The organism is Pseudomonas kilonensis (assembly GCF_001269885.1).
GTDB classification, from domain to species: domain Bacteria; phylum Pseudomonadota; class Gammaproteobacteria; order Pseudomonadales; family Pseudomonadaceae; genus Aquipseudomonas; species Aquipseudomonas kilonensis.
In genome coordinates this window covers 24,587-44,517 of sequence record NZ_LHVH01000034.1, presented here as the reverse complement: position 1 = coordinate 44,517, position 19,931 = coordinate 24,587, and the positions used below count along the sequence as shown (strand labels likewise).

15 protein-coding genes are annotated in these 19,931 nt (G+C 60.9%); 2 read left to right on the top strand and 13 right to left on the bottom strand.

Annotation, left to right across the window (positions count from 1 at the left end; genetic code table 11):
* Position 1: 1 nt before the first annotated feature.
* A complete protein-coding gene (locus tag AD662_RS24320) occupies positions 2 to 1,219 on the bottom strand; it encodes a type II secretion system F family protein (RefSeq protein WP_018609262.1) in 1,218 nt (405 codons plus the stop codon).
* Positions 1,220 to 1,221: 2 nt separating this feature from the next.
* Entirely contained in the window at positions 1,222 to 2,922 is a 1,701-nt protein-coding gene (gene pilB, locus AD662_RS24315) for a type IV-A pilus assembly ATPase PilB (RefSeq protein WP_053189870.1), read from the bottom strand.
* 224 nt (positions 2,923 to 3,146) lie between these two features.
* Here pilB and AD662_RS24310 point away from each other — a divergent pair, with 224 nt between their 5' ends.
* Together AD662_RS24310 and AD662_RS24305 are read left to right on the top strand one after the other, a co-directional pair.
* On the top strand, positions 3,147 to 3,554 hold the full coding sequence (locus AD662_RS24310) for a pilin (protein WP_018609267.1): 408 nt from the start codon (positions 3,147 to 3,149) through the stop codon (positions 3,552 to 3,554).
* A gap of 267 nt (positions 3,555 to 3,821) precedes the next feature.
* Positions 3,822 to 4,175, top strand: a complete 354-nt coding sequence (locus tag AD662_RS24305) for a BON domain-containing protein (protein ID WP_003205664.1) — start codon at positions 3,822 to 3,824, stop codon at positions 4,173 to 4,175.
* Between the two features lie 326 nt (positions 4,176 to 4,501).
* On the opposite strand, the gene AD662_RS24300 is transcribed toward AD662_RS24305, so the two are convergent.
* The 11 genes from AD662_RS24300 to AD662_RS24250 all read right to left on the bottom strand — a co-directional run bounded on the left by AD662_RS24300 (position 4,502) and on the right by AD662_RS24250 (position 19,927).
* Entirely contained in the window at positions 4,502 to 4,792 is a 291-nt protein-coding gene (locus AD662_RS24300) for a DUF2845 domain-containing protein (protein WP_018609270.1), read from the bottom strand.
* A gap of 1 nt (position 4,793) precedes the next feature.
* A complete protein-coding gene (locus AD662_RS24295; RefSeq protein ID WP_174553528.1) occupies positions 4,794 to 7,727 on the bottom strand; it encodes a DUF748 domain-containing protein in 2,934 nt (977 codons plus the stop codon).
* A gap of 121 nt (positions 7,728 to 7,848) precedes the next feature.
* Complete coding sequence (locus AD662_RS24290) at positions 7,849 to 8,865, bottom strand: class I SAM-dependent rRNA methyltransferase (RefSeq protein WP_053189869.1); 1,017 nt, start codon at positions 8,863 to 8,865, stop codon at positions 7,849 to 7,851.
* A gap of 244 nt (positions 8,866 to 9,109) precedes the next feature.
* Positions 9,110 to 11,047: an acetate--CoA ligase gene (acs, locus tag AD662_RS24285; protein WP_053189868.1), complete on the bottom strand. Its 1,938-nt coding sequence runs from the start codon at positions 11,045 to 11,047 to the stop codon at positions 9,110 to 9,112.
* A gap of 235 nt (positions 11,048 to 11,282) precedes the next feature.
* Positions 11,283 to 12,947 (bottom strand): glucose-6-phosphate isomerase, encoded by a 1,665-nt coding sequence (pgi, locus tag AD662_RS24280; protein WP_014340245.1) that lies wholly within the window; start codon positions 12,945 to 12,947, stop codon positions 11,283 to 11,285.
* 322 nt (positions 12,948 to 13,269) lie between these two features.
* Positions 13,270 to 13,650: an aspartate 1-decarboxylase gene (gene panD, locus AD662_RS24275; protein ID WP_003205654.1), complete on the bottom strand. Its 381-nt coding sequence runs from the start codon at positions 13,648 to 13,650 to the stop codon at positions 13,270 to 13,272.
* A gap of 217 nt (positions 13,651 to 13,867) precedes the next feature.
* Complete coding sequence (panC, locus tag AD662_RS24270) at positions 13,868 to 14,728, bottom strand: pantoate--beta-alanine ligase (RefSeq protein WP_053189867.1); 861 nt, start codon at positions 14,726 to 14,728, stop codon at positions 13,868 to 13,870.
* Positions 14,725 to 15,525 carry a 3-methyl-2-oxobutanoate hydroxymethyltransferase gene (gene panB, locus AD662_RS24265; RefSeq protein ID WP_018609283.1) on the bottom strand — a complete coding sequence of 267 codons (801 nt, stop codon included), beginning with the start codon at positions 15,523 to 15,525 and terminating at the stop codon, positions 14,725 to 14,727. The genes panC and panB overlap by 4 nt, the downstream gene beginning before the upstream one ends.
* Positions 15,526 to 15,891: 366 nt before the next feature.
* On the bottom strand, positions 15,892 to 16,377 hold the full coding sequence (gene folK, locus AD662_RS24260) for a 2-amino-4-hydroxy-6-hydroxymethyldihydropteridine diphosphokinase (protein ID WP_053181940.1): 486 nt from the start codon (positions 16,375 to 16,377) through the stop codon (positions 15,892 to 15,894).
* Positions 16,378 to 16,380: 3 nt separating this feature from the next.
* Positions 16,381 to 17,778 (bottom strand): polynucleotide adenylyltransferase PcnB, encoded by a 1,398-nt coding sequence (locus tag AD662_RS24255; RefSeq protein ID WP_053189866.1) that lies wholly within the window; start codon positions 17,776 to 17,778, stop codon positions 16,381 to 16,383.
* A 715-nt stretch (positions 17,779 to 18,493) separates the two neighbouring features.
* The gene (locus tag AD662_RS24250) at positions 18,494 to 19,927 is read right to left on the bottom strand and encodes a sigma-54-dependent transcriptional regulator (protein ID WP_024618746.1); all 1,434 of its coding nucleotides are present in this window, start codon (positions 19,925 to 19,927) and stop codon (positions 18,494 to 18,496) included.
* Positions 19,928 to 19,931: the final 4 nt, after the last annotated feature.

Below are 19,931 nucleotides of genomic sequence, written 5' to 3'. Positions count from 1 at the left end.
GTCAGATCGCAGAGCCGAGTTGAAAGATGGGCAAGTACATGGCAACCACCAGGCCACCGACGACCACCCCCAGGACCACCATGATGAAGGGTTCCATCAGGCTGGTGAGGTTGTCCACCAGATTGTCCACCTCGGCCTCATAAAAGCTCGCCACTTTGTCGAGCATGTCGTCCAGCGCGCCGGATTCCTCGCCGATGGCGGTCATCTGGATCGCCAGGTTCGGAAAGATCCCTGAGGCGCGCATGGAAAAATTCAACTGCATGCCGGTCGAGACGTCCTGGCGGATGCGCTGCACGGCACGCTTGAATACCACATTGCCGGTGGCACCCGATACCGAGTCGAGGGCTTCGACCAGCGGCACGCCAGCGGCGAATGTCGTCGAGAGCGTGCGGGCATAGCGAGCCACCGCAGACTTGTACATCAAGGTACCTATCAACGGGAGCTTGAGCAGCCATGTGTCTCGCCAGTCACGAAACGCCTGGGAACGCTTGAGGGCATATTTCACCCCGAAAAAAGCCCCCGCCAAGCCGCCAAGCAGCATCCACCACCATTCCTGCATGAACTCCGACAGGCCGATGACCATCACCGTGAAGGCCGGCAGCTGCGCACCGAACCCGGAGAATACCGATTCGAACTGTGGCACCACCTTGACCAGCAGGATGCCGGTGACCACCGCTGCGACGAGTATCACCGCCGTCGGGTAGGTCATGGCTTTCTTGATCTTGGCCTTGAGGGCTTCGCTCTTTTCCTTGTAGGTCGCGACCCGGTCCAGCAGTGTGTCCAGGGCGCCGGCCTGTTCACCGGCGTCGACGAGGTTGCAGTACAGGTCGTCGAAATACTGTGGGCATTTGCGCAGCGAGGCGGCGAAGCTGTTGCCAGCGGCAACTTCCTGCTTCACCTGGTCCACCAGCTTGCGCATGTTGGCGTTGTCGAAGCCTTCGCCGATGATGTCGAACGCTTGCAGCAGCGGTACGCCAGCCTTGAGCATCGTGGCCATCTGGCGGGTGAAGAGGGCGATATCCAGCGGCTTGATGCGCTTGCCCTTGCTGAATATCGAGGTGGATTTCTTGCGCACCTTCTGCGGGTTGATGCCTTGTTTGCGCAGCTGTGCCTTGACCAGGGCCGGGCTCTGACCCGTCAGCTCGCCGGTCATTTTCACGCCTTTGCGGTCTTTGCCTTCCCACGTATAGACGTCGGTTTTTACTGCCTTGACCGCCATGCTTAATCCTTGGTGACCCGGTTGATTTCTTCGAGGCTGGTGACGCCCTGCATCACTTTGAGCAGCCCCGACGTGCGCAGGTCATTGAAGCCGTCCTTGCGCATCTGCAGATCGATTTCCAGCGAGTTGCCCTCGGCCATGATCAACCGTTGCAGCTCGGGCGTGTTCTTGACCACTTCGTAAACCCCCACGCGCCCTTTGTAACCCTGGTTGCACTGTTCGCAACCGACCGGCTCATAGATCGTGAATGTGCCGATGCGTTCCCGGCTGAAACCTTCCTTGAGCAGGGTTTCTTCGGGAATCTCGATGGCTCTCTTGCAGTGGTTGCACAGCTTGCGCGCCAGCCGTTGGGCAATGATCAGGTGCACGGCGGTGGCGATGTTGAACCCCGGAATGCCCATATTCTGCAGGCGGATCAGGGTTTCGGCGGCGCTGTTGGTGTGCAGGGTGGAGAGCACCAGGTGCCCGGTCTGGGCGGCCTTGATGGCGATCTCGGCGGTTTCCAGGTCGCGGATCTCGCCGACCATGATCACGTCCGGGTCCTGGCGCAGGAACGAGCGCAGGGCCTGGGCGAAATCCAGCCCCTGGCGCGGATTCACGTTGACCTGGTTGATGCCTTCCATGTTGATTTCCACCGGGTCTTCGGCGGTGGAAATGTTGATGTCCACGGTGTTGAGGATATTCAGCCCGGTGTACAGCGACACGGTCTTGCCCGAGCCGGTCGGGCCGGTCACCAGGATCAGCCCTTGCGGTTGCTTGAGGGCGGCCATGTACAGGTCTTTCTGGTCCGGTTCGTAGCCCAGGGCATCGATGCCCATTTGTGCGCTGGACGGGTCGAGGATCCGGATCACCACTTTTTCGCCCCAGAGCGTGGGCAGGGTGTTGACCCGGAAATCGATGGACTTGGTTTTCGACAGGCGCATTTTCAGGCGCCCGTCCTGGGGTTTGCGCCGCTCGGAAATATCCAGGCTGGCCATGACTTTCAGGCGTGCGGCGATACGGCTGGCCAGTTGGATCGGCGGCCTGGCCACTTCTCGCAGCATGCCGTCGGTGCGCACCCGCACCCGGTAGATCTTTTCATAGGGCTCGAAGTGCAAGTCGGAAGAGCCACCCTTGATTGCGTCCAGCAGCATCTTGTTGACGAAGCGCACCACGGGCGCATCGTCGGTGTCCTGGCCGGCGATGGAGTCCTGCCTGGTGTCGTCGATCGATTCGATGTCCAGGCCGTCGAGGTCGACATCGCCCATGCCTTCCAGGCCGGTGCTGCTGGACTCGAAAAACTTTTCGATGGCGTCGCTGAGCTTGTCGTCCTCCACCAGGATGGCTTCGGTGGTCAGGCCGGTGCTGAATTGGATGTCGTTGATGGCCTGATGATTGGTGGGGTCGGAGATACCTACATACAGCTTGTTGCCACGCCGCCACAGCGGTAGGGCGTGGTGCTGGCGCACCAGTTTCTCGCTGACCAGGCCGGTGGGTTGGGTTTCCTTGTCGAGGCTGTTGAGGTCCAGCAGGGCAACGCCAAAATGCTCCGAAGCAATCTCCGCGACCTGGCGGCTCTGGACCAGTTTGTTCTGCACCAGGTAGCTGACCAGGGGGATGCGGTTGCGTTGGGCCTGTTGATACGCCTGTTGCGCACTTTGCTCGGTGAGCAGTTCGGCCAACACCAATTGCTTGGTCAGGCCGCTGAGGGCGATGTCATTCATGGGAATCCCGGCGGCGAACAATTCATGACTTATAGCCTAGTCAAGGCTTGGCGCCAAACCAGCGGGGCAGGGTGACAAAAAACGTCAGATAGTGCGGTTGTTGAGGTAGGACGTTGCCATTGTGCGGGTTCAACCCCCTTTATTGATGAGGCTTGAGGGTTGGCATGTGCCCTGCAAAGGCCATTTCAGGTCATGAGATTTCGACTCATGCTACGGAGATATCTATGAGTAAGCAGAAGGGTTTTACACTGATCGAACTGCTGATCGTCGTGGCGATCATCGGCATTCTGGCGACGTTTGCGTTGCCGCAATATTCCAGGTACCAAGCGCGGGCGAAGGCTACCGCCGGGCTGGGGGAAATCTCGGCGCTGAAGGTGGCGTACGAGGATCAGATGAATCAGGGCGTTACTCCAACGTTGGCCCTCATGAACGCCCCGACCACAACCAGCAACTGCACAGTTTCGGTAACAGGTACGGCTACGACGGCAGGCACCATCGTTTGTACCCTCCTGAACGCCCCTGCCTCCGTAGCAGGCAAGACGATCACCCTCAGCCGTGATGTCGACGGCGCCTGGACATGCGCATCCACCGCAGCCAAGGAATACCTGCCGACCGCTTGCCCTGGCACCTGATACTCGCGCGGCGAGGGGGGCCGCTCCCTCGCCGTGCAAACCGTTCTTGATTTATCGGCTTAGCGGCAAGGCAGGATCGGCATGTTGCATGTTGAAAATGGGAGGCTCATGCAATTTGCATGATTCTGAATTTCACCGTTTCGCTTAACTGATTGATTTATAAAGAATTAATTGGTTTCTTAAAACTGGCACAACCTTCGCACTACTCCTGATAACCCTGCCGGGATGCACCTCCGGCAGTTTTTGAGAAAAACAGGAGTTACTCGTATGAAGAAGTTCGCTATCACTGCCGCCGCTGCTACCGCTCTGACCCTGACCATGGCTAGCGCATTCGCCGAGACCACTCAAGCAACTCAGGCGCCAATGATGCTGGCTGCAGGCGAAGTGACAGAGGCCAAGGAAGACGTTTCCGATACCTGGATCACCACCAAGGTCAAAGCTGATCTGGTCACTGAAAAAGGCATTCCAGGCACAGATATCAAAGTCGAAACCAACAAAGGTGTTGTGTCCCTGTCTTCGATGACCAAAGTCACTGATGCACAAAAAGACACCGCTGTGGCAATCGCCAAGAAAATCAAAGGCGTCAAGGCCGTATCGGCTGACGGCCTGAAAGCCGAGTAAGGCTAAGACTTCTCGCCTGGACTGGGAGAAGGCGCGGCAAGCGGGCCAGGATATACGTTTGCCGTCGCTTTGGAGTTCATGCGAAAGGCCACACGGACGTGGCCATTACAGGCCCCCGGCATTCGTGCCGGGGGCCTGTTCTATTCTGGGGTGCAAAAAGTAGCTGGGGCAGTCTGGAGAGTCGAGTTGCCCTTTTCGCGAGCAAGCCCGCTCCCACAGTGGACCGAGTTTCTTCAGGAAGAATGCGATCCACTGTGGGAGCGGGCTTGCTCGCGAAGGCGGCGGCACAATCAACACACATGCCAGCTAGTTGTGTAGTGGCCCGGTCACCGCCCCCGCTTGCTGGTGATCTGCACCAGCCGATTACCCTCGAAACGCAGGTACTGATACATGCCGCTGTTGGGGCCGTAGGTCCATTCTTCCACCGGGTATTCCTCCCGGCGATTGACACTGCGCTTGTAGCCCAAGTCATCCCGCGCCGCTGGCTGACCGCACTTTTGCAGCACTTCGCTCGAGCGGTCGCCGACGCTGATCAACTGGCTGCCGCAGCGCAGCGTGTCGGCAGCCGCGGCTTGGCCGGCGGCTAGCAATAGACAGAGCCCGAACCAGGGTTTCATCTTATTCGGCATCCAGATGCATCGGGGTAATCACCCGGCCATCGCTCTCGGCCTGGCCGAGGCTGGCGTCGATGAAATACACGCGGTCGTCGGCCAACTGGCCTTTGTCTACCAGGAAGTCCTTGATGCTGCTGGCCCGTTCCTGGCCCAGTTGACGCAACAGCACGTCGCTGCCGCTCCAGAACTTGATCACGCCTTCACGCAGTTTCTCGATGCGCGCCTTTTTGTCCAGTTGCGTCCATTCGGCGGGCGGTTGGGTCTTGAGGCGGGTGCGGTAGATGCCTTCGAGCAGCGGCGCCTTTTCGTCCTCGGGCACCTGTATCAGCGAGGCCTGGGCCGGGACTTTGTCGCCCCGACGCTGCAGCATCTTGTAGTAGTTGTACTGGTACTCGCGCTCCAGGCGCTGGGCGGCGAGCAACGGACCGTCGCTGCTTTCGGCGGCGGTGCCTTCGATCTCCAGGCGCAGCTCCGGACGTTTGCCAAGGGCTTCGGACAGTTTGAGCAGTGTGCCTTCGTTGTCCTTGCTCAGGTCGCTGGAGCCCGGCGCAAACGCCACGCTGCCCAGATCTTCCGAGCCGCCACCGGCCACCAGCCCACCGATAAGCTTGAACGGCGCCTGGGCCGCGCGGACCACCAGGTTGCGCAGGGTCTGCCAGACGATTGGCATGACACTGAATTGCGGGTCGTTGAGATCGCCGGAAACCGGTAGTTCGATGGAAATCCTGCCCTCGGAATCCTTCAGTAATGCGACGGCCAATTTGAGTGGCAGGCTCACGGCGTCCGGGCTGTCGACTTTCTCACCCAGTTGCAGTTGCTCGACCACCACTTTGTTCTCCGCCTGGAGCTTGCCCTGGGTGATCCGGTAATGCAGGTCGAGATTGAGCCGACCCTTGCGGATGCGATAGCCGGCGAACTTGCCAGAGTAGGGGGTCAGGGTGGTCAGCTCGACCCGTTTGAAACTGGTGGCGATGTCGAGGCTGGCCATCGGATCGAAGGGGTTGACCGCCCCCTTGATGGTGACAGGCGCGTAACGGTCGACCTTGCCCTTGATGTCGACGCTGGCCGGTTTGGCCTGGCGGCTGTCGATGGTACCGATCTGGCCGTTGAGCTGCTGGACGGCGGTGGCGAAATTGGGCGTCAGGCTGAAGTCGGCGAAGTTGGCCGAACCGTCATTGATGGCGATGCCGCCGATGTGGATACCCAGCGGTTTTTCCTGGGACGCCGGTTTTGCCGCAGTTTTCTTGGTGCCGCTGTCGGCCGGTTGCGGAATCAGCAGGTCATCGACGTTGGTGGTGCGGTCATCGTTGATCATGAAGCGCGCGTAAGGCTGGAACAGGTTGACCTTGTCGATGGACAGGCTGTCACCGTGCTGATAGTTCAGGCCTTCGAGGACCAAGCGCTGCCACTTGAGGAAGTCACGGGTCTTGAGCGTGTCGAGGGTGTGCAACTGATCGACCTGGGCGCGGCCGGTGACGGCAAATGCCAGTGGCTCGGTGCTTTTGAGGTCGACTGCCAGGTCGCTGCCGAGCATCCCGGAGCGCAGCTCCAGGCGAATGAACGGGTTGATGTACGACTGGGCGACGCGCAGGTCGACGTCCTGGGTCTTGACCTTGAGCTTGGCGGTGATCGGGTTCAGGTTGACCTCGCCGTCGGCGAGGATCTTGCCCTGCTTGCCTATCCCGGTGTCCAGCTTGAGGGTAAAGGGTGAGCCGTTGAGGGTGTCGTAGTTCTGCAGGTCGAGGTTCAGCGGGCCGACCTCCAGTGCCACGGCGGGCTGGGCCTGACGGTCAGCCAAGTGCACCTTATAGTCGCGTAGCTGCACGTCCTTCAACATCACCTGCCATGGTTTGCTGGGCGGTGCCGGTTCAGCTTTTGGCGAGTCGGCCGCCGCCGGGGCAGATGCCGGCTCAGCCTTGACCTGCGGTTTGGCCGGCTGGCTGGCGAAGAGTTTCTGCCAGTCCAGTTGCCCGTCCGCCTCGCGAGCGGCCCAGGTTTCCAGCTTCTGGCTGCGGATCTTGCCCACGATAACTTGCTGCTTGGCCAGGTCCACCGAGGTTTCACTCACGTCCAGGCGTTCGAGCTTCACCAGTGGACGGCCATCGGGGGCCTTGATGGCGAAGGGCGCGACACTGACCGCGACGTTGTTGAGCAGCAGCTCGGTGCCTTTGGCCAGGTTGAGTTTGTAGTCGGTGCTGAGGTTCAGGACACCGTTTTCCAACACCAGCGGTACGGCGTCGCGCACGTAGGGCCAAAAGGCTTTCATCTGGCCGTCGGTGACTTTGAGCGTGCCTTGGGAGGCAATCGGGGTGAGGCTGAAATTACCGGTCCAGTCGATCTGTCCGCCGTTGGGACCTACCGCCACCAGCGTCATGTCGGCATTGTCGTCGGGCAGGGTGCTGAGGTTCTTCAGCTCGAAATCGAGGGTGTCGTAGAGAAACTCAATGGGCTCGCTGGGGCGCAGGTCCTGGAAATGCACATAACCGCCGGCCAACTTGATTCGATCGACCCGCAGCGGGAACGGCTTGGCCTCGGGGTCGGCGGGCGTCGGTTCGCTGGCCGGCAGCTTGAACAGGCCCAGCAGGTTCAACTGACCGTCCTTGGCGAACACCACTTCGGTCTTGGGCTTGTCCAGCTCGATGTCGACCAGGTGCAGGGCGCCGGACCACAAGCTGTCGAGTTGCAAATTGGCGTACAGCCGTTCGAAGCCGACCTGTTCCTTGCCCGGTTCGCCGATATTCAGGCCCCAGAGGGTGACTTCAAGGCTGAAGGGATTGAGTTCGATGCGCTGGATCTGGGCCGGGACCGTCGCAAGGGCGGCTAATTGCTGGTTGGCGATGCGCAAGGCGATGCCCGGCAAAATCAGAAAGCCCAACAGACTGTAGAGGGCCAGTGCGGTCAACAGAGCGCCGATGGCGCGAATCAATCCTTTGGGCATGTGCGGCTTCATCTTGGTGTGAATTCGGAATGCCTTGGAGTATGGCATGCGTTTACGGTTCCGAAGCCACTGTGATTTATGAGATTTGTCTGGTTTTCTCGGTGAGAATTCCGGCGCGGGCCTAGAGCTGGAGGATCAGCGTCTTGAGCGGTGGCTGCTGGTCCTGGGAGGGGAAATCGCTGCCGGGCGTCAGCACGCTCCACTCGCGCACCGGGCGGCCGGCCTTTTCCGCGCAACGCAGCACTTGTTCGCGCCAGTCGTCCATGGGCACTTTTGCCAGGTTGTTGCAGCAGATCAGCACGCCATTGTCGGCGGTGGTGAGCAGCGCCGGTTTCAGCAGGCTTTGGTAATCGCGCAACAGGTCGACGGTGCCGAACGCACTTTTCGCCCAGGCCGGTGGATCGAGCAGCACCAGGTCGTACTGGCGTTGCTCCAGGCGCACGTAGCTGGGCAGTTTCTGCCCGCGCCGCTGGCTGATGGGCAGGCCGGCCAGTTGGCGAATCGCCGGAAAGTAATCCGACTGCACGAATTCCATCGGCGGCAAATCGGGGTTGAGCAAGCCGTTTTCGCGGCCCACCGCCAGGTTGCCTTCGGCGAAGTCCAGGTTGCACACCTCCCGCGCACCACCGGCCGCGGCGCTCAGGCCGACGCCGCAGGTGTAGGCGAACAGGTTCAGCACGCTTTTATTGCGGCTGTGTGCCTTGACCCAGCCCCGGGCGTTGCGCAGGTCGAGAAACAGCAGTGGATCCTGCCCGGCATGGCGACCGCGGACGCGATAACTCAAGCCCCATTCATGCCCGACCAGGTCTTGCAGGGCGGCCTCGTCCGCCTGATAGACGGTGTCCTGGCGGTCGACACGCGAATTGCCCCGGGCGCGATCGTTGTAGACCAAGAGAGTGTCCAGGCCCAGCCGTTCGTTGACGATGCTGTGCAGTTGCAGCAGGTCGTCGCGCTCCAGTGACTGGTGGAAGCTCTGCACCAGCAGTTGCGGGCCGTAGCGGTCGATGGTCAGGCCGGGTGCGCCTTCCTGGCTGCCATGGAACAGGCGATAGCAGTCGGTGCCTTGCTGGTGCAGTTGGCCGAGCAGCTCCTGGCGCTGGTCGAGGGCGGCGCGCAGCGCCTGATTCAAGGAAGACATGCCGGGCGCGCCTTAGAGAAATGAGGCGCGGGAGTTTAGCAGTTATGCATACTCGGGTTGGGCATTGCATACAGATATGAGTCAGGCACCCTCTGTGACGAGAGGCTTTGTGGGAGCAAGGCTTGCCCGCGATGCAGGCGATGCGGTCTTTCAGAAATCGAGGTGCCTGTTTCGCGAGCAAGCTTTGCTCCCACAGTCCAGCGGCGCAAGGACTCGATGCCTCAGGGGAACCGAGTTGTTTGGCTTAGCGATTGAGGCGCTTGTCGATCAACCCCTCCACCACACTGGGATCGGCCAGGGTCGAGGTGTCGCCCAGGCTGTCGAGTTCGTTGCAGGCGATCTTGCGCAGGATGCGCCGCATGATCTTGCCCGAACGGGTCTTGGGTAGCGCCGGTGCCCACTGGATCAGTTCCGGTTTGGCGAAGCTGCCGATTTCCTTGCTGACGTGGGCCAGCAGTTCCTTCTTCAGCTCGTCATTGGCCTCGACCCCGTTCATCGGTGTGACAAAGGCATAGATGCCCTGGCCCTTGAGGTCGTGGGGGTAACCGACGACGGCGGCTTCGGCAATGTTGTCGTGCAGTACCAGGGCGCTTTCCACCTCGGCGGTGCCAATGCGATGCCCGGAGACGTTGATCACGTCGTCGATGCGCCCGGTGATCCAGTAATCGCCGTCTTCGTCGCGGCGCGCGCCGTCGCCCGTGAAGTAATAGCCAGGGTAGGGTTTGAAGTAGGTGTCGACCATGCGTTGATGATCGCCGTAGACGCTGCGAATCTGCCCGGGCCAACTGGATTTGATCGCCAGTACGCCGCTGCCGGGGCCATTGATTTCCTTGCCCACTTCATCCAGCAAGACCGGTTGCACGCCGAACATCGGCCGGGTGGCGCAGCCTGGCTTGAGCCGTGGGGCACTCACCAACGGGCTGAGCATGATGCCGCCAGTCTCGGTCTGCCACCAGGTATCGACAATTGGGCAGCGCTGTTCGCCGACCACGTTGAAATACCATTCCCACGCTTCCGGGTTGATCGGCTCACCGACGGTGCCGAGCAATCGCAGGCTTTTGCGCGATGTTTCCTGCAACGGTCCGGGCCCTTCGCGCATCAACGCGCGCAGGGCGGTCGGCGCGGTGTAGAAGATGTTGACCTGATGCTTGTCGATCACCTGCCAGAAACGCGAACTGCTCGGGTGGCTCGGCACGCCCTCGAAGATCAGCGTGGTGGCGCCATTGGCCAGCGGGCCATAGACGATGTAGCTATGGCCGGTGACCCAGCCGACATCGGCGGTGCACCAGAACACTTCGTTGTCGCGGTAGTCGAGCACGTACTTGAACGTCATCGCCGCTTGCAGCAGATAGCCGCCCGTGGTGTGCAGCACACCCTTGGGTTTGCCAGTGCTGCCGGAGGTGTAGAGGATGAACAGCGGGTCTTCGGCGTCCATCGGTTCGGGTGGGCAATCGTCGCTGATGTCATGCATGGCCTGGTGGTACCAGAGGTCACGACCTTCAACCCAGTCCACCTCGCCCTGGGTGCGCTCGACCACCAGCACGGTGCTGACGTTCGGACAGCTTTCCAGGGCCTTGTCGACGTTACGCTTGAGCGGTACGAAGCGCCCGCCGCGGACACCTTCGTCAGCGGTGATCACGGTGCGGCAATCGGCGTCGAGGATCCGGTCGCGCAGGGAGTCCGGTGAGAAACCACCGAACACCACCGAATGCACCGCGCCGATGCGGGTACAGGCGAGCATGGCGTAGGCGGCCTCGGGGATCATCGGCATGTAGATGCAGACCCGGTCGCCTTTCTTCACGCCACGGCTTTTCAGCACGTTGGCCAGGCGGCACACATGGTTGTGTAGTTTTTTGTAGGTGATTTCTGCCGATTCGGCGGGGGCGTCGCTTTCCCAGATGATTGCCGTCTGGTCGCCGCGCGTTTCCAGGTGACGGTCGATGCAATTGGCGCTGACGTTCAGCTTGCCACCGGCGAACCAGGTCGCGTCGCCGTTCTTGAGGTCATAGCGCTGGACGGTTTGCCAGGGCGTCATCCAGTCGAGAAAGCGCGTGGCCTGCTCGGCCCAGAAGGCGCTGGGGTGTTCGATGGATTCTTTGTAGAGCCGCTTGTACTCGTCCTGACTCAGTTGCGCAGCCCGGCGGACGGCATCGGCTTGGGGGTACTGGCTGATATCGAACATGACGGTTCCTTATTCTTGTTTTGCGACAAGATATAAAGATGCGCCCAGTAGCCAGAGGGTTCAAGTCATGCACAAAGCAACTGTGTGCGAGCTTGGTGGGAGCAAAGCTTGCTCGCGATGACGGCGTCACATTCAACAGATAGGTTGATGTCAGACCGCTATCGCGAGCAAGCTTTGCTCCCACAAGGCTCGCTCCCACAGGGATCAGCGGTGAGCTGTGGGAGCGGGGGGACGATCAGCCGCGATGACGCCCGCGGAAGTAGTTGATCAAGCCCTGGGTCGAAGCATCTTCGGCCGGGTTTTCTTCACTGCCCACCAGGCGGTTGTAGACGCCCTTGCCCAACTCCTTGCCCAGTTCCACGCCCCATTGGTCGAAGGCGTTGATGCCCCAGACCACGCTCTGCACGAACACCTTGTGTTCATACAGCGCCACCAGCGCGCCGAGGCGACGTGGGCTGATGCGTTCGACCACCAGGGTGTTGCTCGGACGGTTGCCCGGGATCACCTTGTGGGAGGCCAGTTTCTGCACCTCTTCTTCGCTGGCGCCCTTGTCCCGCAGCTCGGCTTCGGCTTCGGCGCGGGTCTTGCCGAGCATCAGTGCCTGGCTCTGGGACAGGCAGTTGGCGTACAGCCACTGGTGATGATCGGAAACCGGGTTGAAGCTGACGATCGGCACGATGAAGTCGGCCGGGATCAACTGGGTGCCCTGGTGCAGCAACTGGTGGTAGGCGTGCTGACCGTTGCAGCCAACGCCGCCCCAGATCACCGGGCCCGTGTCGGTCGACACCGGCGTACCGTCCAGGCGCACGCTCTTGCCGTTGGATTCCATGTCCAACTGCTGCAAATGCTTGGTGATGTTACGCAGGTAGTGGTCGTACGGCAGGATCGCATGGCTCTGCGCGCCCCAGAAGTTGCCGTACCACACGCCCAACAGCGCCAGCAGCACCGGCATGTTCTGCTCGAACGGGGCGCTCTGGAAATGCTGGTCCATGGAATAGGCGCCGGAGAGCAACTCCTTGAAGTTCGACATGCCGATGGCCAAGGCGATCGGCAGGCCGATGGCCGACCACAGCGAGTAGCGCCCGCCGACCCAGTCCCACATCGGGAAGATGTTTTCTTCACGGATGCCGAAGGCCACGGCGGCGGCGTTGTTGCTCGATACCGCGATGAAGTGGCGATACAGCTCCGCTTCGGAGCCACCCTGGGCCAGGTACCAGGCGCGGGCGGCCTGGGCGTTCTTCAGGGTTTCGAGGGTGTTGAAGGATTTCGACGAGACGATGAACAGCGTGGTCTCGGCGCGCAGCTTCATGGTCAGTTCATGGAACTCACTGCCGTCGATGTTCGCCAGGTAGTGGCAGCGAACACCTTTTTGCGCGTAGGACAACAGCGCTTCGGACACCAGCTCCGGGCCGAGGAAAGAACCACCGATGCCGATGTTTACCACGTCGGTGATGGGCTTTTCGGTGTAGCCGCGCCACAGGCCGTCGTGAATGCGGCCCACCAGGTCGGTGATCTGGTTCAGCACTTTGTGCACGTCCGGCATCACGTTGACGCCGTTGACCAGCAACTTGTCGCCCACCGGCCGACGCAGGGCGGTGTGCAGGGCAGGGCGGTTTTCCGAGGCGTTGACGATTTCGCCTTCGAACAGCGACTTGATCGCGCCCTTGAGGTCGACTTCGTTGGCCAGGCCCACCAGCAGGTCGCGGGTCTGGGCGTTGATCAGGTTTTTCGAGTAGTCGAGAAACAGGCCACAGCTCGACAGGGTGAATTGAGTGAAACGCTGCGGATCGGCATTGAACGCTTCGCGCATGCTGAAATCCTGCATGGCTTTGCGGTGGTCATTCAGCGCTTGCCAGGCTGGCAGAGCGGTCACGTCATGAGGGGTTCGGTAATACGCCATCGCTGCGGGTTTCCTTTTTACTTGAACGGCCTTTTGTACACTAAAAATTCCGACGCGGCTCGAGGTGGGCGTCCGGACACTGCATCGACACGATCGCCGGACGCAGGGCGACTACAGTAAACCTCGTGTTGCGATCTGTCTTGGCTTTGTCTGACCGATTCCCGGTACTTTTTTATACAGCAGGGGGCGGGAATGGTTCGCTGTGGGAGCAAAGCTTGCTCGCGATTGCAATGGACCCGTTGCATGGATGTCGCCTGACACACTGCTATCGCGAGCAAGCTTTGCTCCCACAGGCTTGTACACAGATATCGTTCGGGTTCGATCAGGCGAGCTGCACCGGAATCGCATTGCTGGTGTGGCTCAGTTCATTGCCCGGGGCCATGTACAGCATGCGGGGCTTGAAGTTGACCAGTTCGGCTTCGCTGTAGTGGGCGTAGGCGCAGATGATGACGCGGTCACCGACCTTGGCCTTGTGCGCTGCGGCACCGTTCACCGAGATCATCCGCGAACCTTCCTCGCCACGGATGGCGTAGGTGGTGAAGCGTTCGCCGTTGTCGACGTTGTAGATCTGGATCTGTTCGTATTCGCGGATCCCCGACAGGTCCAGCCATTCACCATCAATGGCGCAGGAGCCTTCGTAATCGAGCACGGCGTGGGTGACTTCGGCGCGGTGCAGCTTGGCCTTGAGCATGATGGCATGCATGAATGTTTCCTCTGGTCGGGTCCGAACGGCGGGCAGTCTGCCTGAAGGCTTGTGGGGCGGCAATACGCGAGGGATTTGCAAGTGCAGTCTGTATGTGGGAGCAAAGCTTGCTCGCGATGACGGGGTCAAATTCGACACGTATGCCGAATATCAGGCCGCTATCGCGAGCAAGCTTTGCTCCCACAAGGCCAATTCCCAGATTGGGACAGGTGTGGGTTTAGGCGGGGGTGTCGAGGTCCAGGTGCAGGTTGTCGATCAGGCGCGTGGTGCCCAGGAAGGCCGCCACCAGAATCACCAGGTCACGGTCCTCGCTCAATGCCGGACGCAAGGTCTTGGCGTGACGGATTTCCAGGTAGTCGGGACGCAGGCCGGCGGCTTCGAGTTGCTTGAGCTGCTCGTCGATCAGTGCCGGGAAATCTCGTCGGCCCTGTTTGATGGCCTCGGCGATCTGGCTCAGGACGCGATAGACCACGGGCGCGACGGCACGTTGATCCGGGCTGAGGAAGCCGTTGCGCGAGGACAGTGCCAGGCCGTCCTCGGCGCGAACGGTCGGCTCGCCGATGATCTGGATCGGCATGTTCAGGTCATGGACCAGTGCGCGGATCACCGCCAGTTGCTGGAAGTCTTTCTGGCCAAACACCGCCAGGTCAGGCTGGACCATGTTGAACAGTTTACTGACCACCGTCGCCACACCCTCGAAATGCCCTGGACGGCTGGCGCCGCACAAGCCTTCGGACAATTGCGGGACGCTGACCCGGGTCTGCCCGGCCATGCCGTCGGGGTACATCTCTTCGACGCTGGGCGCGAACAGCAGATGGCAGCCGGCCTGGAGCAGTTTCTCCTGGTCGGCCGCCAGGGTGCGGGGGTATTTGTCCAGGTCTTCGCCTGCGCCGAATTGCAGCGGATTGACGAAAATGCTCGCCACCACGAAGTCGGCCCGTTGCGTGGCCTTGGTGACCAGCGCCACGTGACCGCTGTGCAGGTTGCCCATGGTCGGCACGAAGGCGATGCGTTTGCCTTCGCCGCGGGTACGGGCCACGGCGGCTCGCAGTTCGCGTACGGTTTTGACGGTGTTCATGCAGAAAACCCGTGCTCGGCGCCAGGGAAGGTTACGGCCTTGACTTCGGCGACGTAGGCACTCAAGGCGCCCTGGATGGACGTCTGCCCGGCCATGAAGTCCTTCACGAACTTGGGCACGCGACCGGTGATCGACAGGCCGAGCATGTCGTGCAGCACCAGTACCTGGCCATCGGTGGCGTGGCCGGCGCCGATCCCGATCACCGGGATCTTCACCGCCTGGGTGATTTCTTCCGCCAGCTCGCTGGGCACGCATTCGAGCAGCAACATCGCCGCACCAGCCTGCTCCAGCGCAATTGCATCGGCGCGCATCTGCCGTGCCTGGTTCTCATTGCGACCCTGGACCTTGTAGCCACCGAAGATATTGACCGATTGTGGGGTCAGGCCCATGTGCGCGCATACCGGGATGCCCCGCTCGGCCAGCAGCCGAATCGAATCGGCCAGCCACAACGCGCCTTCGACCTTGAGCATGTGGGCTCCGGCCTGCATCAGCATGGCGCTGTTGGTCATGGTTTGTTCGAGGGTGGCGTAGGCCATGAACGGCAGGTCGGCGAGAATCAGTGCATCGGTGTTACCGCGTTTGACGGCGGCCACATGGTAGGCCATCTCGGCGGTGGTCACCGGCAGCGTGCTGTCGTGACCTTGCAGCACCATGCCGAGGGAATCGCCCACCAGCAACACTTCGACACCGGCCTCATTGCAGGCGTGGGCGAAAGTTGCGTCATAGCAGGTCAGCATGGTGATTTTTTCACCTTTTTGCTTGAGACCTTGCAGCGTGGTCAGGGTAATAGCTGGCATGAAAAAGTCCTCATTAGGCGCTCGTGAATTACTGCAAGTAACGCGCATGATTCGTTATCGATACAGGCGCACCTTCTTATGTGTGGTGCTTGTAAGGCCTGGATTGCGCCCTTCAGCGCCGTATTGGCGGCAACGGGACGCCTATAGTCGTGAGGAGCACTCGGGAAGTCAATTGGATGTGTTACCGCCGGGTGTTACCGGGGTTACTGATGCGTTTCAGCGTAGAGGCGTGTCCCCGGCATGACGGTCCAGTACCGCATCCTGTGGGAGCAAAGCTTGCTCGCGATGGCGGTGGATCAGACGGCATGAATGTTCACTGGCCCACCGCAATCGCGAGCAAGCTTTGCTCCCACAAGAGGAACTGCGTCAGTGCGGCGGCAAGCGTTCCAGACCAACGAATGGGCACGCCGCGAGCAGATCCTTGAGTGAGCGCCCATCGGCCAGGCGCAGGTCGGCGGGCGCCAACTCGGCCAGTGGGTACAGCACAAAGGCCCGGGCTTGCATGTGGTAGTGGGGGACCTTGAGGCGAGGCTCGTCGATCAGGCGATCGCCGAACAGCAGGATGTCCAGATCCAGGGTGCGCGGGCCCCAGCGTTCCAGGCGTTCGCGACCCTGTCCGGTTTCGATGGCTTGCAGCGCATCGAGCAGGTCCAGCGGTGCCAGGCGGCTGTCCAGCGCCGCCACCGCGTTGGTGTAGCGCGGCTGGCCGGGCAGCAGGGAATCACTTTGATAAAACGCCGAGACCCCCACCAGTTGGGTGTCGGGCAATTGCGCCAGCGCCTGGACGGCACTGCGCAATTGTTCGGTGGGTTCGGCCAGGTTGCTGCCCATGCCGATGTAGATGCGTTCCATCGATTACTCGCCCGATGCGCTCGGTACACCGGCACGCTTGCGCTTGGCACCGCTGCTGCGACGGCGCTTGCGCGGGCCGCTGGCGCCGTCATCCTTGCCGCTGAGCTCGCGAATCATGTCGCGGCGCTCGCTGTCGTTGGCGTCCTGGTAATCGGTCCACCATTCACCCAGGCCATCGGTCTGCTCGCCCGCGCTTTCACGCAGCAGCAGGAAGTCGTAGCCGGCGCGGAAACGCGGGTTGTCCAGCAGCAGGTCGGCACGTTTGCCGCTGCGCCGTGGCAGGCGCTCCTGCATGTCCCAGATCTCGCGGATCGGCATCGTGAAGCGTTTGGGAATGGCGATGCGCTGGCACTGTTCGGCGATCAGCTCGTGGGCAGCTTCCTGCATCGCCGGGATCGGCGGCATGCCACGCTCTTGCAGGCGCAGCACCCGGGCGGGCAGGGCAGGCCAGAGCAACGCGGCGAACAGGAACGCAGGCGTCACCGGCTTGTTCTGCTTGATGCGCAGGTCGGTGTTGATCAGGGCTTCGCTGATCAAGGTGTGGGTGTAGGTCGGGTTGTGCTCCAGGGCCTCGGCGCTGGCGGGGAATAGCGGATCGAACAGCTGCAGGTCCACGAGCATCTCGAAGGTGTCTGCGGCGTTGCCCGAGAGGAACAACTTGAGCACTTCCTCGAACAGGCGCGCCGAAGGGATTTCCCGCAGCATCGGCGCCAGTTCGCGAATGGGCACGGCGCTGTGTTTTTCGATGCCGAAGTCCAGCTTGGCGGCGAAACGCACGGCCCGCAGCATTCGCACCGGGTCTTCCTGGTAGCGCTGCTTGGGGTCGCCAATCAGGCGGATCAGGCGATTGCGAATATCGTGTACGCCGTTGGCGTAATCGAGGATGCGTTCGCTGACCGGATCGTAATACAGGGCGTTGATGGTGAAGTCGCGGCGTTGCGCGTCTTCTTCCAGGCTGCCGTAGACGTTATCGCGCAGGATACGCCCGCTCTCGTTGCGGGAAGACTGGTTGCTGTCTTCCTCTTCATCGTTTTGCGGGTGATTGGCGCGGAAGGTCGCCACTTCGATGATTTCGCGACCGAAGTGGATGTGGACCAGCTTGAAGCGCCGGCCAATGATCCGCGCGTTGCGAAATTCGGCCCGTATCTGTTCCGGCGTGGCGCTGGTGGCGACGTCGAAATCCTTGGGGGTGATGTTGAGCAGCATGTCGCGCACGCAGCCGCCGACCAGGTAAGCCTGGTAGCCGGCGTTCTGCAAGCGTTCGACGATGTTCACCGCATAACGGCTGAACTGGGCCTTTTGCAGTGAATGCTGGCCGCTGTTGAGCACTTCAGGCGTGCTGCGAATGTGTTGCGTACGACGCAAGGGAGAACGGAATGACTGGAACAGCTTCTTCAGCATGGGATGCACTGTTTGAAGGAATATTCGGCCAAAAACGAAGAATGACCGCATGATGGGCCGAGATTCTAGCATTTAGTCGAGGGATGGTGTAGGACGGAGCAGTTTAGAGCTGCAAGCTTCAGCGACAAGCCTTGTAGGCTGCGGGGAGGCGGAACGACAGAAACCACAAGGGGAGCCGAAGCTCCCCCAGAATTAGTTGCGTGCTCTGTTTTTATTATTGGTTTCGGGCTTCTTGTTTTTGTTGAGTGCCCGCGTCACGAGGTTTTCCCTTCGTGACCCTCCCAATCGGGAGCCAAGAGCAAACGGATTGCTTTGATCGCTGTGTTGCAGTGATCTATCGATCCAACCAGTTCAGGCACCTGTCTTGAGACAGTTTTTATTGTTCTCGGCCTGGTTGTGGGGCAAGCCCCAAATACAACGCCTCTCCAAAAGAATCAGTTAGCTGCGCCTCTCGCCGTCTTGTTTTTATTGTGCGTGAGTCGATTCGTCTTATTTTTATTGTCTTTTGCATTGCTTGTTATTGTTCTTGTACCAAAGCTATAGCAGGGTGCGTGCCAACTTTTGCGAGGCCCAGAGAAACTGGGGGTTCTAGGGTTATAACCATTTTTTCGGGGCGAAAAAAAGCCGGGGTTTCGTTACCGTAAACCCCGGCTTCTGTTACGTGAAAAAGCTGAGGTAACAGTTTTTTCACATTCAGCGGTGTTACCCCCACACCTCAGCTTTCGCTGGTCGCACCGGTCTTGCGTCGTGGAATCCCCAGGCGCTGGCGACGTTCCCACAGGCACTTGCGGCTGACGCCCAGCTTGCGTGCCAGTTCGGTCTCGGTCATGTGGTCCTGGTGCTCCAGGACGAAGTGCTGGAAGTAGTCTTCCAGGGACAGGTCTTCGGTGGGTTCGTGGCTGGTGTTGTTGGCAGCGCCGCCCTGTTGCGGGGCCAGGCCGATGAATTCTTCATCGTCCAGATCACTCAGTTCGATGTCGATGCCCAGCAGGTCGGCGGAGATTTCCGGGCTCTCGCACAGGATCACCGCCCGCTCGACCGCGTTTTCCAGCTCGCGAACGTTACCTGGCCAGGCGTAATGACGAATGGCCTGTTCGGCGTCCGGGGCGAACTTGAGGTCGGTGCGGTTGACCCGCGCGCTCTGGCGGGCCAAAAACGCCTGGGCGATTTCATTGACGTCCGCGCCGCGCTCGCGCAGGGCAGGGAGCTTCAAGGCGATCACGTGCAAGCGGTAATACAAGTCTTCGCGGAACTGGCCGATTTTCGCCAGGCTCTTGAGGTCGCGGTGGGTGGCCGCGATCAGGCGGACATCGACCTTCTGTGACTGCACCGAGCCGACCCGGCGGATTTCGCCTTCCTGAAGCACCCGCAGCAACCGCGCCTGGGCTTCCAACGGCAGCTCGCCGATTTCATCGAGGAACAACGTGCCGCCGTCCGCGGCTTCCACCAGCCCGGCCCGCCCGGCGCTGGCGCCGGTGAACGCACCTTTCTCGTGACCGAACAGTTCGGACTCGATCAGGCTTTCCGGAATCGCCGCGCAGTTCACCGAGATCATCGGCGCCTTGGCCCGGCGTGACAGGTTGTGCAGGGCACGGGCTACCAGCTCCTTGCCGGTACCGGACTCGCCCTGGATCAGGACATTGGAGTCGGTTGGCGCCACTTTGCGGATCTTGCTGTACAGGTCCTGCATGGGCGGGCAGGAACCGATGATGCCAATTTCGCCATTATTGTTGCTGGCGCCGGCTTTCGCCGAGGCGCTGGCCTTGCCAGCGGGCTCCACCGGGTTGCTGGTCGCCGCCTGTCGGTCGCGCAGGATGCGGGCCACGGCCTGGAGCATCTCGTCGTGGTCGAACGGTTTGGCGATGTAGTCCACCGCGCCCATTTTCATGGAGTCGACCGCCGAGCGCAGGCTGGCGTAACTGGTCATGATCAGCACGGGGGTGCCCTGGCCGAGCTTGATCAGCTCGGTGCCCGGGGCGCCAGGCAGGCGCAGGTCGCTGACGATCAGGTCAAACGTGGGAATGCTGAAACGTTCTTGTGCTTCCTGCACTGAACCGGCTTCGCTGACCTGGTACTGGTTGCGTTCCAGCAGGCGGCGCAAGGCGGAGCGGATAATTGTTTCGTCTTCGACGATCAAAATGTGCGGCATTGAT